The 14,428-nt window shown below is 60.6% G+C and carries 11 protein-coding genes; 2 read left to right on the top strand and 9 right to left on the bottom strand.

Features of this window, described 5'->3' with window-relative positions:
* Positions 1 to 73: 73 nt before the first annotated feature.
* The gene (gene lon, locus HY795_15390; GenBank protein MBI4806609.1) at positions 74 to 2,530 is read right to left on the bottom strand and encodes an endopeptidase La; all 2,457 of its coding nucleotides are present in this window, start codon (positions 2,528 to 2,530) and stop codon (positions 74 to 76) included.
* Between the two features lie 415 nt (positions 2,531 to 2,945).
* Here lon and HY795_15385 point away from each other — a divergent pair, with 415 nt between their 5' ends.
* Positions 2,946 to 3,143 (top strand): hypothetical protein, encoded by a 198-nt coding sequence (locus tag HY795_15385; GenBank protein ID MBI4806608.1) that lies wholly within the window; start codon positions 2,946 to 2,948, stop codon positions 3,141 to 3,143.
* A gap of 136 nt (positions 3,144 to 3,279) precedes the next feature.
* On the opposite strand, the gene clpX is transcribed toward HY795_15385, so the two are convergent.
* From clpX to HY795_15345, 8 genes are all read right to left on the bottom strand, one after another.
* Positions 3,280 to 4,533 (bottom strand): ATP-dependent Clp protease ATP-binding subunit ClpX, encoded by a 1,254-nt coding sequence (gene clpX, locus HY795_15380; GenBank protein ID MBI4806607.1) that lies wholly within the window; start codon positions 4,531 to 4,533, stop codon positions 3,280 to 3,282.
* 58 nt (positions 4,534 to 4,591) lie between these two features.
* Positions 4,592 to 5,188, bottom strand: coding sequence for an ATP-dependent Clp endopeptidase proteolytic subunit ClpP (gene clpP, locus HY795_15375; GenBank protein ID MBI4806606.1), 597 nt, complete (start codon positions 5,186 to 5,188; stop codon positions 4,592 to 4,594).
* Between the two features lie 174 nt (positions 5,189 to 5,362).
* Complete coding sequence (gene tig / locus HY795_15370) at positions 5,363 to 6,670, bottom strand: trigger factor (protein MBI4806605.1); 1,308 nt, start codon at positions 6,668 to 6,670, stop codon at positions 5,363 to 5,365.
* Between the two features lie 99 nt (positions 6,671 to 6,769).
* On the bottom strand, positions 6,770 to 8,413 hold the full coding sequence (locus HY795_15365; protein MBI4806604.1) for a PAS domain-containing protein: 1,644 nt from the start codon (positions 8,411 to 8,413) through the stop codon (positions 6,770 to 6,772).
* Positions 8,397 to 9,563 carry an iron-containing alcohol dehydrogenase gene (locus tag HY795_15360; protein ID MBI4806603.1) on the bottom strand — a complete coding sequence of 389 codons (1,167 nt, stop codon included), beginning with the start codon at positions 9,561 to 9,563 and terminating at the stop codon, positions 8,397 to 8,399. Before HY795_15360 ends, HY795_15365 begins: the two co-directional genes overlap by 17 nt.
* A gap of 441 nt (positions 9,564 to 10,004) precedes the next feature.
* A complete protein-coding gene (locus HY795_15355; protein MBI4806602.1) occupies positions 10,005 to 10,355 on the bottom strand; it encodes a hypothetical protein in 351 nt (116 codons plus the stop codon).
* A 15-nt stretch (positions 10,356 to 10,370) separates the two neighbouring features.
* Positions 10,371 to 10,979 (bottom strand): hypothetical protein, encoded by a 609-nt coding sequence (locus tag HY795_15350; protein ID MBI4806601.1) that lies wholly within the window; start codon positions 10,977 to 10,979, stop codon positions 10,371 to 10,373.
* Positions 10,980 to 11,065: 86 nt separating this feature from the next.
* Positions 11,066 to 12,628 carry a glycosyltransferase family 9 protein gene (locus HY795_15345; protein ID MBI4806600.1) on the bottom strand — a complete coding sequence of 521 codons (1,563 nt, stop codon included), beginning with the start codon at positions 12,626 to 12,628 and terminating at the stop codon, positions 11,066 to 11,068.
* A 127-nt stretch (positions 12,629 to 12,755) separates the two neighbouring features.
* Here HY795_15345 and HY795_15340 point away from each other — a divergent pair, with 127 nt between their 5' ends.
* Positions 12,756 to 14,087 (top strand): malate dehydrogenase, encoded by a 1,332-nt coding sequence (locus tag HY795_15340; protein ID MBI4806599.1) that lies wholly within the window; start codon positions 12,756 to 12,758, stop codon positions 14,085 to 14,087.
* The last annotated feature ends 341 nt before the right edge of the window (positions 14,088 to 14,428 follow it).

The raw sequence follows: 14,428 nt of genomic DNA, 5'->3' as shown, positions 1-14,428 counted from the left end.
CCGGCATAGTATTTGCCCGAAAAAAAAGAGCCGGAGTATCCCCCGGCTCTTGGTAGCGTTGTTATAAACCGGCTTAGTGCCTGGTCTGGTTCTGGTACTCTTCCTTGAGAAGGCTCGCTGCCAAGGGCTGCACATTGGCCCCCCTGGCGCAGAAGAGCTTGTTTGACTCCTCGCACAGGATGGCCTGCTCCAGCACCTCGTCCATGTTCTTCACCTGGACGATCTCCAGTTCCTTAAGGATGGCCTCGGGCACTTCCTTCAGATCTTTGGCGTTCTCTTCCGGAATGAGCACCTTCTTGATCTGGCCCCGGTGGGCGGCCAGAAGCTTTTCGCGAAGCCCGCCGATGGGCAGCACCCGTCCGCGCAGGGTGATCTCGCCGGTCATGGCCAGTTCGTTGCGGACCGGCATGTTCAGAAGGGCCGAGACCATGGCCGTGCACAGGGTGATGCCCGCGCTTGGGCCGTCCTTGGGAGTGGCGCCCTCGGGCACGTGGATGTGGATGTCGATTTCCTTGTGGAAGTCGGGCTTCAAGCCGAAGCTGGCCGAGCGGGAGCGGATGTAGGAAAGCGCGGCCTTGGCCGACTCCTGCATCACGTCGCCAAGCTTGCCCGTTATCTCCACCTTTCCGGCGCCGGGCATGAGCGCGGTCTCCACCATGAGCATCTCGCCGCCAAGCTCGGTGTAGGCAAGGCCAGTGGAGACGCCCACCTGGGGTTTCTCCTCCATCTCGCCGTGGCGGAACTTGGGCACGCCAAGATACTGGGGCAGGGTCTGCTTGGTGATGGAGAACGTGGCGGCAAGATCGCCCCCCTCCACCAGCTTGCGGGCGGTCTTGCGGCACAGCGAGGCCAGCTCCCGCTCCACGTTGCGCACGCCCGCCTCGCGGGTGTAGCGCCGGATGACCTCCAGGATGGCGCCCTCGGACACGGAGATGTTCTCGTCCTTCAGGCCGTTCTCCTTGATCTTCTTGGGCAGCAGGAACTCCTTGGCGATGGAGAGCTTTTCGGTCTCCATGTAGCCGGGGATGCGGATGATCTCCATGCGGTCCTGCAGCGGCAGGGGGATGGTGTGCAGGGCGTTGGCCGTGGTGATGAAGAACACCTTGGATAGGTCGTAGTCCAGGTCCAGGTAGTGGTCGCCGAAGGCGTAGTTCTGCTCGGGATCGAGCACCTCGAGCAGGGCCGAGGACGGGTCGCCCCTGAAATCGGTCGACATTTTGTCCACTTCGTCCAGGCAGAACACGGGGTTGTTGTATTTGACCCGCTTCAAGGACTGGATGATCTTGCCGGGCAGCGCGCCCACGTAGGTGCGGCGGTGGCCGCGTATCTCGGCCTCGTCGCGCACGCCGCCAAGAGACAGGCGCACGAACTCGCGGTCCATGGACCTGGCGATGGACTTGGCCAAAGAGGTCTTGCCCACGCCCGGAGGGCCCACCAGACACAGAATGGGGCCCTTCATCTTCTCCACCAGGCTCTGCACGGCCAGGTACTCCAGGATGCGCTCCTTGGGCTTTTCCAGGCCGTAGTGATCGGCGTCCAAGATCTCCTTGGCCTTGTTCACGTCGATCTCGACGTCCTGGAGCACGTTCCAGGGCAGGTCCAGAATCCACTCAACGTAGTTGCGAACCACGGTGTATTCCGCTGAGGAAGGCGGAGTGTGCTTCATCTTCTTAAGCTCGCGCATGGCCTTTTCGCGAGCCTCTTCGGGCATGTCCTTTTCCTTCAGGCGCAGCTCGAACTCGGCCACCTCGGCCAGGGGGTCCTCGTCGCGGCCCATCTCCTTGTGGATGGCCTTGAGCTGCTCGTTCAAATAGTATTCGCGCTGGTTCTTCTCCATCTGCTGCTTGACGCGGCCCTTGATCTTCTTCTCGATGGAGGAGATTTCGATCTCCCCCTGGAGAAAGGCGAAGGACTCTTCCAGGCGCTTGACGGGGTCCAGCTGCTCGAGGATTTCCTGCTTCTTGATGTAGTCCACCTTCAGGTGGGGCATGATGGCGTCGGCCAGGCGGCCCGGGGCGGTCTGGGCGTTAATGGCCAGGATGGTCTCGGGAGCGAGCTTCTTGTTGATGCGCCCGTAGTGCTCCATGGCCTCGTGGGCCGTGCGCACCATGGCCTCGGCCTCGCTGCCCTCCCCGTCGTCCTCCTGCATGCGGACCACGCGGGCGGTGGGGAAGTCGTCCTCGAAGCCCTCCATGCCGTCCTCTTCCCACTCGGCCCGGTACAGGCCCTCGAAGAGCACCTTGATGGTGCCGTCGGGCAGGCGAAGCATCTGGAGGATCTTGCTCACGGTGCCCATGCGGAACAGGTCTTCCGCCTGGGGTTTCTCCGTTTCCGGGGTGCGCTGGGCCACCAGGAAGATCTTCTTGTCGTAGGTGGAAACGGCGTTCTCAATGGCTTTTATGGAGGCCTCGCGTCCAACGAACAGGGGAACGATGGACCTGGGGAACATGACCACCTCGCGCAGGCTCATCACCGGCAGGCGCACGCGGTCGGTCCTGCGGGGTTGGTCATCGGAGAAAAAGCTCGTCATGAAGGTCTCCTGGGATGGTATGATGTCACGCCGCTTTGCAGCGCTTATCGGCCGGGTTGTAAGATAATTGAGAGTAAGTCAGGTACGGGAAAAGTCAAATCAAGTAATAATCAACCATTCCGGGTTGTTATACCAACACAGGTTCTCGCGGCCATCGCGGATTAGTTCGTCCGCTTCCAAGCGCCCTTGCAAGCCCTCCCTGCAATCCCCCGCATCTCCCGCCATGGCCAGGTATCCTGCCTTATCGGTGGAATATTTGACAAGCACACGCGAACCATGGTTCTGTGATATAGCATCAACAATTAATTCGTATAATAAATATATACTGACAATCCAAATTCAGATCGTTCCGGAAATGGCATGCTTCAGTGAAGGATGAACCCTGGCAAGCACACCTGTAACAAGGAGGTCCGCAATGGAAGAATGTGGAGTGTTCATAGTGTACCGCTACTTGTCGGAGGCTGCCGCGAACGAAGGGAAGAGAGAGTACGAGCGGCTTGGCCTGACAGTTTCCACCATTCACGTTCAGACCGAAACCCAATGCGCCTGGGACGCCACCAAACCGCCCCTGGTCGGCTACGGGGACGCCTGGCTCGTCATCGCCAAAAAATAGGCTTCGCCGTATCTTCGGCATTGCCTATGAAGAGATGACGCATTCTGCCAATACGAACGCATAACAGTCGACGAGAAAAAGAAGCCCCCTCCCTGAAACGGAAGGGGGCTTCACCATTTCGGATTTCAACGCGGACTTACGCGGACTTCACTTCCTGCTGGTAGAAGAGCAAAGGGTCCTGCCCCTTCTCCACCACGGCCTTGTTGATCACGCATTCGGTAACGCCCGACAGCGACGGCAGCTGGTACATGATGTCCAGCATGATGTTCTCCATCACGTTGCGCAGTCCGCGCGCCCCGGTCTTTCTTTCGATGGCCTTGCGGGCAATGGCGGACAGGGCGTTGGAAGTGAAGCGCAGGCGGACCTTATCAAGCTCGAAGAGCTTCATGTACTGCTTCACCAGCGCATTCTTGGGCTCGGTGAGGATGCGGATAAGGTCTTCCTCCACCAGCTCCGTCAGGGAGGTGATGATGGGTATTCGGCCCACGAACTCAGGGATAAGGCCGAACTTCACCAAGTCAGAGGGATGGGCCTGCAGGAGGAGCTTGGAGACGTCCTCCTCGCGCTTGCCCTCCATCTTGGCGCCAAAGCCCAGGGCAGAGCCGCGCATGCGCTGCTGCACGATCTTCTCGAGCCCGATGAAGGCGCCGCCCACGATGAACAGGATGTTCGACGTGTTCAGGCGGATAAATTCCTGCTGGGGGTGCTTGCGGCCGCCCTTGGGGGGGATGTTGGCCTCGGTTCCCTCGATGATCTTCAAAAGGGCCTGCTGCACGCCCTCGCCGGACACGTCCCTGGTGATGCTCGGGCTGTCCGACTTGCGCGCGATTTTATCGATCTCGTCGATGTAGATGATGCCCTTGGACGCGGCCTCGATGTCGTAGTCGGCGTTCTGCAGCAGCTGGACGAGAATGTTCTCCACGTCCTCGCCCACATAGCCGGCCTCGGTCAACGTGGTGGCGTCCGCGATGGCGAAGGGCACCTTGAGCACGCGGGCCAGGGTCTGGGCCAGAAGCGTCTTGCCCGAGCCGGTGGGGCCGATGAGCAGGATGTTGGACTTGTCCAGCTCAACGTCGTCGCCCTTGGCGCCGCCCGCATAGAGAACGCGCTTGTAATGGTTGTGCACGGCCACGGCCAGGATCTTCTTGGCCTGGTCCTGCCCGATCACGTATTCATCGAGCAGATTCTTTATTTCTGCGGGAGCCAGGAGTTTGCCGTCCTCCACTTCCTCGTTCAGGCTTTCCTGGGCAATGATCTCGTTGCACAAGGAAACGCACTCGTCGCAGATGTAGACGTCGGGACCAGCGATGAGGCGCTGCACCTCTTCCTGGTTCTTGCCGCAAAAGGAGCAGCAGAGGTCGGTGGAAACTGGGGTCTTCTTTTTGGTCATGGCATCTTCCCTGATGTCGCGCGGGGGCAAACTTTGCCGCTGCCGGTGAATACAGAGCCTACTGGTTTTCTTCTTCCTGGGACTGCCGCGAGGTGATGACCTTGTCGATGAGGCCGTATTTCATGGCTTCGTCCGGGGTCATGAAGTAGTCGCGTTCCGTGTCGTCACGGATTTTATCAATATCCGTGCCAGTGTGTTTGGCAAGAATTTCGTTGAGCCGTTCCCTCATGCGAATAATCTCGCGGGCGTGGATGTCAATATCCGTGGTTTGTCCCTGGAACCCGCCCGAGGGCTGATGGATCATGATCCGGGCGTTGGGCAGGGCGTAGCGCATGCCCTTCTCGCCGGCCGCCATGAGCAGCGCGCCCATGCTGGCCGCCTGGCCCATGCACAGGGTGGCCACCGGGCAGGAGATGAACTGCATGGTGTCGTAGATGGCCATCCCGGCTGTTACCGAGCCGCCCGGGGAATTTATGTAGATGGAGATTTCCTTTTTCGGGTCCTCGGACTCGAGAAAAAGAAGCTGGGCGCAGATCACGTTGGCCACGTGGTCGTCTATGGGGGTGCCCAAGAGGATGATCCGGTCCTTCAGCAGGCGCGAATAGATGTCGTAGGCGCGTTCGGTGCGCCCCGTGGTCTCGATTACTATAGGTATCTGGGCGTGCACCCTGAAACTCCTTGGCTGGAATTAGTTCCTCACGGAGAATCTGAAGCCTCCGTCCACAGGGCGACTTTTACCCAACGCGCGCGGAAAGACAAGACCGCCCGCATCGGGACTCCGGGCGGCCGCCGCAGAAAAACGGCGGCCGTACCGTGGGAAACGCTGTTGCTAGGCCTTCTCTTCTTCCTTGGCCGGCACCTTGGTGACCTTGGCCTGGGAATAGATGAACTCCATGGCCTTGTCAGCCAGGATCTTATCCCGCACGGGAATGATGAGCCCCTTCTCTTCGTAGTGCTGCTTCACGGCCAAAACGTCCTGGCCGGTGCGGGAAGCCACCTGCATGAAGTAGGCGTCCATCTCCTGGGGAGTGGTCTCGATGCCTTCCTTGTCGGAAAGCTTGATCAAAAAGAGCTGGGCCTTGACGATCTCCTTGGCCTTGGGCTCGAAATCCTTGCGCAACTCTTCGTCGGTCTTGCCCAGGGCCTCGGGAGCCTTGCCCTGGCGCTCGACCTTGTTCTTGGCGTCCTCCACCAGGATGCCGATCTGCTCCTCCACCAGGGAGGGAGGCAGGGGGAAGTCCACCTTGGTCAAAAGCTCGTCGAGGAGCTTCTTCTGGGCGGCGGCCCTGTAGAGCTGCTGGCGGCTCTGCACGTAGGAGCGCGAGATGGCTTCCTTGAGCTTCTCCAGGCTCTCGAAGTTGCCGGCCTTCTGGGCCAGCTCGTCGTCGATGGGCGGAAGCTCCTTTTCCTTGATGATGTGGACGGTGATGCTTAGGTCCACGGTCTTTCCGGCCAGCTCCTGGTTGATGAAGTCGGCGGGGAAGCTGAGCGTTCCGGTATTGTCGGCCCCGGCCTTGGTGGCCTTCACCAGGGCTTCGAAATCGGGAAGGGCCTGGTTTTCTCCCAGGGAAAGCTGGAAGTTCTCGGCGCGCACGCCGGGAAGGGGCTCGCCGTTCTGGCTGCCGGTGAAGCTGACCACGACCACGTCCCCGTCCTTGGGCAGGCGGGATTCCTTGACGACCTTCAACTCCGCCAGGTTGCCGCGGATGCGCTCGATGACCTGGGAGACCTCGTCGTCCTTGGTCTGAGCTTCTTCCTCTTCGATCTCAAGGCCCTTGTATTCGGGCAGATCGAAGTTGGGGCAGTGCTCGAAGGTGATGACGTAGTCGATTGCCTTGTCCTTCTCCAGTTCCACGGGGCTGACGTCGAGCTTGGCGATGGCCAGGTACTTGAGGGTGGACATGACCTCGTTGATGTGGACGTTCATGAGGTCGTTGGCGGCCTCGCGCATAATCTGCTTGCGGAACTTGGACTCAACGATGCTGGAGGGGACCTTGCCCTTGCGGAAGCCGCGAAGATCGAGGTTCCGGCGGTACATGGCCGTGGTGACGGCCAGGGAGGCGTTGATCTCTTCGGCGGGTACTTTGACCTCGATCTTGGTTTCGACCGGGGACACTTCAGTGACGTTATACTCCATGGGACATGGCTCCTCAAAGATATGGGGATGCGGACAAAGGGGTTTTGTTTAGATTAGATCGGGCAAAAAGGAAAGCCCCACGGAGCACATCCGGTGGGTCTAGGCGTCCTGGGGCTTCACAGGCAGTTTCACCGACACGGTGGTCCCTGACCCCGGGGCGGACTGCACGCTTATCCTGCCTTCGTGCTGTTCAACCACTATGTAGTAGACCACGGAAAGCCCGAGCCCCGTGCCCTCCCCCGGCCCCTTGGTGGTGAAGAACGGCTCGAAAAGCCTTTCCCTGGTGGCCTCGTCCATGCCGGGGCCGTTGTCCTCCACCTCGACGCAGGCCATGCCGTCGTTTAATCCGGTGCGGACATTTATCGCAGGATTCGGTGTGGCGCTCGAAGACAAGGCCTGGGCCGCGTTTTTCAAGAGGTTCAGGATAACCTGCTCGATCTGGGTGGGCACGCACCAGACCGAAGGCAAATCAGGATCATCGTCGCGGGTGATGCGTATATGGCGGAAGTCGAACTTCTTTGTGAGGTCGAACTCGCTCAGAGCCAGTTCCAGGGCCTTGTCCACCATCTGGGCGAGCGGGACCTGTGCCTTGCTCAGGTCCGAGCGGCGGCTGAAGGCCAGGATGTTGGTGACTATTTTCGCGGCCCGCACACCGGACTCCTGGATCGATTGGAGCATCTGGACCAGGTCCCGGTCGGCCAGATATGCCGCCAGGACATTCATGTCCAATCCCACTTTCGACGCGGCCGCCCGGTTGGCCTCGAGGTCCGGGGTCAGCCTGCGCAGCACCGACTGCACGCCTTGCAGAATGCCGGCCAGGGGGTTGTTGATCTCGTGGGCCATTCCCGCGGCCAGGGCGCCCACGGAGAGCATCTTTTCCGTCTGCATGAGCACCTCGTCCATGCGGACCCTGGCGCTCACGTCGTCTATGCGGGCCACTGCCTCGGCGCGGCCCTGGCCCAGCGGGAAGATGGTGGCGTCGTACCATGAAGCGCCGGCCGGCCCTCTTCCCGGCATCTTGCGCAACACCCGGGGGGTGTTGTCCTTTATGGTCTCAAGCAAAGCCTCCGGGAGCTTCGGCAGCCACGGCAGAATATGGGCAAGCACTTTTCCCTGGGCGTCAGCGGCGGAGACACCGATGGCATCTGCTGCCTGGACGTTGATGAGGGTTATCTCGAGGCGATCGTTCACCCCCACCAGAAGCGACGGCATGGAGTCCACTATGGAGCGAAGGTAGCCCCAGGCGCGAGACAGCTCCCGTTGGGCCTCCATCCGCGAGGAGACGTCCCGGGCCACCACCACGGCCAGGGAGCGCCTGTCCATGCCCAGAACGTTCATGGTGAGTTCCGCCGGGAACCCCCCGCCGCCGGCCAGAGGCAGGTTGAACACAAACCCTTCCATAACCGGATTGCCAGTTGCCAAGAGATCGAGAAACACCGGGGCCTGCTCGGCGGACAGAATGTCTCCGAATCGCATTCCCTGAAGACTCGCGCGGGCGACGCCCAGCTTTCTCCAGGCGGTTTCGTTCACGTCCGTTATCCGTCCTGTTTCAGCCTCGACGACAAAGACGAGATCGCTGGCGATGTCCAAAAGCGTGCGGAAACGCTCCAGTTCCTCCATGCGCTTGCGCAGCTCAGGATAATAGCTTTTGCGCATGGAATGTTCGCCAAGCCCCATGAGCTTGTCGCGCAGGGCCTGTGGCGCTTCGCCCGGCTGAAAACTCCCCTCAGAGCGCCGCTTCATAAATGGCTTCAATGTCCGCCTGGACGGGTGGACGGGGGTTGGTGAGCAGGCACGGGTCCTTCATGGCCATTTCCGCCAGGTGCGGTATGTCCGCGCGCGTCACTCCCAACGCCCCCAGGTTGCGGGTCAAATCAACATCGGCGCGCATCTGTTTGATGGTCGCAAGCAATGACGCCAGGACATCGCTGTCGGAAACGCCCTCGACCGCGCATCCCATGGCTTGGGCCACATTGCGGTAACGCTCCGGCGCGGACGGGAAATTGAAGGCGATGACCGGACCCAAGAGGATGGCGTTGCATTCTCCGTGGGGCAGGTCGAGGTTGCCGCCCAGGCTGTGGGCCATGCCGTGCACGGCCCCGAGTATGGCGTTGGAAAAGGCCAGACCCGCGTCCAGGCTGGACAGGCACATGCGCGAGCGGGCCTCGATGTCCTGCGGGAATCTGACGGCCTGCACAAGATACCCTCGGGCAAGGCGCATGGCTTCCAGGGCGAAAAGGTCCGTAACCGCCGAGTTGGCGTTGGACACATAGGCCTCGATGGCGTGGGTCAGGGCGTCCAGGCCCGTCTCTGCCGTAAGGGAGGGGGACATGGTGGTGGTTAATTGGGGGTCGATAAGGGAGACGTCGGGAACGAGCATCTTGCTCACCAGTGCGATCTTCACCTTGCGCACCGTGTCTGAAATGATGGCGAACTGGGACACGTCCGCCGAGCTTCCGGAGGTGGTCGGCACGCACACCAGCGGAGGCAGCGGGCAGGAGATCGTGTCCACGCCCTCGTAAGAGAGAATGTGTCCGCCACAGGCGGTGACGATGCCGATGCCCTTGGCGCAGTCCAGCACGCTGCCTCCGCCCAGGGCAACCAGGGCGTCGCAGCCCTCGTCCTGGTAGATCCGCGCCCCCGCCATAATCTCATGGTCCTTGGGGTTGGGCGTTACGGAGCTGAAGACCACGCAGCCAAGCCCGGCCGTTTTGAGTCCGTCCAGAAGCGTTTTGGACCACCCGGCTTCTATGAGCCCGGCGTCCGTCACCAGCATGGGGCGCCGTGAGCCCAGGTTGACGGCGTACTGCGCCGCAAGGCTGGAAGCCCCTTCCCCGAAGACGAATTCCGGGGCCACGAATTTTCTCAGCTCGAAATTCCGGGTTTCAGCCATGGCGGGTCTCCCTGTGAAGGCCAAGAGGAGTCACGCCAAGTATTAACACACCCAGGCGAATGCGTCAAAAGAAGTCCTGACAATGTTCGGTTATATTCTGAAACGGCCTGGTGGAGAGTGCACCTTGGCGGATTCGCCTCCACGGCGGGCAAGAGCCGGTTTCAATTCAAGGGGATGGGAATCGAATGGCGCATGGGGGGGGAACCGGAGAGGTTGGAATCATTCACTTAAAGAAAGTCGTCCATCATAAGAAGGCTCGCACGGACAAAGTCCCGTAAAATCAGAAGGCCGGGCTTTCGCCCGGCCTTCAAGACCGTTATTGCCAGGTGCAAAATGTAACTGCATTTTGCTCCGAGCGGCGGCCGCCGCTGTCGCCGCCTGCGGCGGCTGGCACTTATAACCGGAGAGCACGAAAGTTAAAACTTTCTGCTCCCGGTAATATCAACCGGCCCTGTCCACGAATCGTGCGCCATGAGGAGAGACTCGAAGCGACGAACGATACCCCGTCAGGCGCTGGTTCTCCTGCCTGGCTCTCAAGAGGTCGCGTCGGATGGCCTCGTGCAAGCGGCGCGCTTCAGCCGTTATCTGCCCTTGAAGACTTTGCAGCTGCAGGAGTTTCTCCTTGAGCACGCCGATCTTCAACGGGTCGCGCATGCGCCACGCCTCGTCCATAAGGGCAAGACGCTCCTGGGCCAGTTGCTCCGCCCCCTCCACTTCGCCATCAACGAGCTGCTGCAGCTCCTGGCGGCCAGACCGCAACGCTTTGTCGAGAATTTCTATTTCGTCGCTCATACAATGCCGCCTTTGTTAGGCCGCGCGGGCAACTTCCTTGATGTCCTCGCGCAACTGGGCCACGATCTTCTTCCAGCGATCCACCGTGGGGATGAATTCGAACTCAAGAAGATCCGCAAGAAGAATCCAGTCCTCGTTCTCGATGACCTCGAGCATCTCCGAGAACAGGCTGGAAAGTTCCTCGGCGGCCTCGTTGAAATTGGGGGCGTGCTTGAGGCTGAATTCGCCCCGGAGCACCCCGACCATGCCGAGGAAATCGCGGGTGACGTCCATGAGGTCCTGATAGACCTCCAGGGCCTCGTTGTCGTCGGCCTTGCGGAACAGCTCGGCCACGCGGCGTGCGCCGTGGTCCATGAGGGTCACCACCTTGTACAGCTCGCGGGTGATGTTCACGGCCATTTCGTGGGTCGGCACGCTCAGGATCTCAACCGACTCGATTTCCGAAGACTCCACGTCCTCGGCCTGATGTGGATAAATTTCGGAGAAAGGCTCCTTGTTCACCAGGACATCCGTTACGATGCGGCCTTCAAGGTAGTTCTCCCCCTGCACCTTCACAAGAAGCTGTTCCAGGTTCTCGAAACTCTGGATTTTAAGCCCGGTTTCCCGGCCGTCCACAACGATCATGTCTCTCCCTCCTCAAATAAGGATGTGGCGGTGGTGGAAATAAATTCCTGCAGCACCGTCAGTGCAAGGAGGATGCCAGATGTTGTTTACTGCCGCGGAGCGAGCAGGCGGGCAAGCGACGAGACGAATTCGGAGACCCTTCCGGCGAATCCGGTGAAGTGAGAGAGATCGTGACTTTCGGCCTGGGAGAGGTGCATCCACAGATGCGACAGGGCGCTCAAGGAAGGCTCGGAAGCAAACAGGGATTCCAGGCGCTGCCAGGTTCCCATGAATTTGGAGCGCATGGTCTGGTGTTGCGCATGGGACAGCACCTGGGCCTGCTTGAGGAGCACTTCGCAGAGCCCGGAGGCCTGGGAGAGAACACCGTGCAGCCTGGTTCTGAATGCAAGCGGCAGGTTCTCGGCTTCGTCGCCCGTGAAAACAAGCGGTTCGCCGTCAAGAAACCGCCGCCATGCGGCGCGCTGAATCGCGTTCCATACGGCGGGCAGGCTCTTCCCGTGGCCGGAGCGGGACGCAAGGGACAAGAACCCGCCCTGCCCGTTCACACTCTCCCAGGCCCTTGCCCCAAGTCCTGAGAGTTCGGGCCACCTGCCGCTCGTGAGGAAACCGTCCAGAAAGGCCGTTGCGGCTTCCGGAGTGACGGCTTCCCGGCAGGACCAGCCTGTCTGGCATTCGTGGGAGAACGAGCAGGGGTGGCACTCCATGTCCGGTTCCAGGCAGCAGGTCCCGGCCCGGTACGGTCCGGTGTCCCACGGCTGGGCCGTGGCCAGAAAGATCGCCAGGATGGGCACGTCAAGCCCGGCGGCCAGATGCATGGTGCCCGTGTCGTTGGTGACCAGAAGCCGCAGCATGCCGACGGCCGCTGCCAGTTCGCTAAGGCCGGTGCGCCCAACCAGGTTCACATGGGGCACGCTGGAACCGGCCGCGAAGGACATTGCCAGAGGCTCTTCCTCTTTTGAGCCCAAAAGCACCGGCAGCAGCCGGTGACGCTCCCATAAAAACTCAGCGGTTCTGGCGAAATGCCCGGTGGGCCACTGGCGTTTGGCCGCGCTTGCCCCGAGCTGCATGCCCACAAGGCCGGAGTTCGCGAGTGCGCATTGCTCCGAGACCATGCCTTGCACGGCCAGCAACGCCTGAGGGTCCGGGTCGGCCAGGCGGAAGTCTCTGGGTGCGTCTCCCAGGTGGGCGGCCTTGAAAAAGAGATCCACGAGATTGAACGGGCTTGAGCCCCTGTACCGCGATGTGGCCTCCAAAAAAGCGGCCCACGGCGTGGAGTAGGAGCCGAAACCAAAGTCGTCGAGCGCGAAGCCCAGCACGGGAACATCCCCGAGAATCTTGGCCAGGAGCCTCCCGGGGAGCGAAGGGGTCAGGTTGATGATGCACTCAGGCTTAAAGTCCGCGCGGACGCCATGGGCCCAGCCGAGACAGTCGCCCAGAGCCAGGGGCCAGCCCCGGTCGAGTTCGGCCAGGAATTTCGCACCAGCCACAGGGAACACCGAATCCAAATGCCTCACAAGCCTGGTGGCGGCCTGAAAGTTCTGGAGGCAGACCAGGCCGACCTCGCCGCCTGCCTGCTTGAGCCCCGTAAACACTGGTTGCGTCTGGAGCAGGTCCCCGAAGCGGGTCAAATTTATGACCAATGTGCGCATTGCGTCCTTTACGAATCAAGAATCAGGCCACGCGAAACATGTTGCGCAATCCGGCGGAGTGACCTAAAAATCAAATCGCTCGCTCTCGCCCGCTTCAACGCTTGACCGCATTTTGGAGGTCACAAATATGGCCCTGTTCACCAAAGAGGAAGCCCTGCGCTACCATTCGGCAGCGCGTGTCGGCAAGCTTGAAGTGGTTCCCTGCAAACCCTTCCGCAACCAGAAAGACCTCTCCATGGCCTACTCGCCGGGCGTGGCGGAGGCGTGCCGCGCAATCCATGCCGACCCGTCGAAGATTTACGACTACACCAACCGCGGCAACAACGTCGCCGTCGTGTCCAACGGCACCGCCGTTCTGGGCCTTGGCAACATCGGCCCCAAGGCCGGCAAGCCCGTCATGGAAGGCAAGGGTTTTCTCTTCAAGATCTTTGCCGACATCGACGTCTACGACCTGAACATCAACGCGGCCAAACCCGAGCAGGTCATCGAGTTCTGCAAGATGCTCGAACCCTCCGTGGGCGGCATCAACCTGGAAGACATAAAGGCTCCCGAGTGTTTCGAAATCGAGCAGACCTTGATCGAAATGCTTGAGATCCCCGTTTTCCACGACGACCAGCACGGCACCGCCATCGTGTCCGCAGCCGGGCTTCTGAACGCCTGCGAGATCACCGGCAAGAAGATCGAGGATCTGCGCGTGGTCGTTTCCGGCGCCGGCGCGGCCGCCATCGCCTGCTCCAAGCTGTACGTGGCCATGGGCATCGCCCGCGAGAACATCGCCATGTTCGACACCAAGGGCCACATCAACAAGAGCCGCACCGGCCTGCACGCCACCAAAGCCTTCTTCGGCGACGCGCAGAAGAAGGAATACGCAAGCCTTGGCGAAGCCATGAAGGGCGCAGACGTGTTCCTGGGCCTTTCCGTCAAGGACGCGGTCAACCAGGACATGGTCAAGGGCATGGGCAAGTCTCCGGTGATCTTCGCCATGGCCAACCCCGACCCCGAAATCCCCTATCCCGACGCCAAGGCCGCCCGCCCCGACGCCATCATGGGCACCGGCCGTTCGGACTTCCCGAACCAGGTCAACAACGTCTCCGGCTTCCCCTTCATTTTCCGCGGAGCCCTGGACGCCGGTTCCAGGATGATCAACGAAGAGATGAAGATGGCCGCTGCCAAAGCCATTGCCGAGTTGGCCAAGGAGCCCGTTCCTTCCGAAATCTGCGATATGTACGGCGTGAAGGAACTCAAGCTCGGCCTGGACTACGTCATGCCCAAGGCCCTGGACTTCCGCATGCTCGAGTGGGAAGCCCCCGCCGTGGCCAAGGCCGCCATGGATACCGGCGTGGCCACCAAGAAGCTCGACCTCGAACAGTACAGGAAGGACCTGCGCAAGCGCATGGACGATGCCCACAAGCGCATGAACCAGTTCCTCACCACCTACGACCTGAGCATGATCGTCTAAAACACCGCTTTTGACCTCTACAAGGCGCGCCCTCGGGCGCGCCTTTTTTTTGCTGCTCCTTCACCATGAAACCTTAGGCGGAAGGTTCGCCGCGCCCGGGTTTCGCAGGCAATCGCCGTAAAAATTGTCCTTGCCAAACGCACTTGATTTTCCCGGGCGATCATGGTGTAAGAGAAACTGAAAGACCCGTCGGGATCGGATATCCTATTTGGAATGGCTGCATGATAAAGATGAATGCATAGACTACTTGTAACAGTAAAACAAAAATTCCTGCATCTCGCATTTATTTTAATGTCTGCTGGTCACACAACTGCGTGGCACCGTGTTGCCAAGTCAAGGCG

The sequence above is a fragment of the Desulfovibrio sp. genome (assembly GCA_016208105.1).
Lineage (GTDB): Bacteria > Desulfobacterota > Desulfovibrionia > Desulfovibrionales > Desulfovibrionaceae > Fundidesulfovibrio.
The sequence above is the reverse complement of the archived record's forward strand: the minus strand, read 5'-3'. Positions and strand labels throughout refer to the sequence as shown.

Coding starts and splice junctions, on each gene's coding strand:
- lon (MBI4806609.1), bottom strand. CDS start 2,530: ATGACGAGCTTTTTCTCCGATGACCAACCCCGCAGGACCGACCGCGTG.
- HY795_15385 (MBI4806608.1), top strand. CDS start 2,946: ATGGAAGAATGTGGAGTGTTCATAGTGTACCGCTACTTGTCGGAGGCT.
- clpX (MBI4806607.1), bottom strand. CDS start 4,533: ATGACCAAAAAGAAGACCCCAGTTTCCACCGACCTCTGCTGCTCCTTT.
- tig (MBI4806605.1), bottom strand. CDS start 6,670: ATGGAGTATAACGTCACTGAAGTGTCCCCGGTCGAAACCAAGATCGAG.
- HY795_15365 (MBI4806604.1), bottom strand. CDS start 8,413: ATGAAGCGGCGCTCTGAGGGGAGTTTTCAGCCGGGCGAAGCGCCACAG.
- HY795_15360 (MBI4806603.1), bottom strand. CDS start 9,563: ATGGCTGAAACCCGGAATTTCGAGCTGAGAAAATTCGTGGCCCCGGAA.
- HY795_15355 (MBI4806602.1), bottom strand. CDS start 10,355: ATGAGCGACGAAATAGAAATTCTCGACAAAGCGTTGCGGTCTGGCCGC.
- HY795_15350 (MBI4806601.1), bottom strand. CDS start 10,979: ATGATCGTTGTGGACGGCCGGGAAACCGGGCTTAAAATCCAGAGTTTC.
- HY795_15345 (MBI4806600.1), bottom strand. CDS start 12,628: ATGCGCACATTGGTCATAAATTTGACCCGCTTCGGGGACCTGCTCCAG.
- HY795_15340 (MBI4806599.1), top strand. CDS start 12,756: ATGGCCCTGTTCACCAAAGAGGAAGCCCTGCGCTACCATTCGGCAGCG.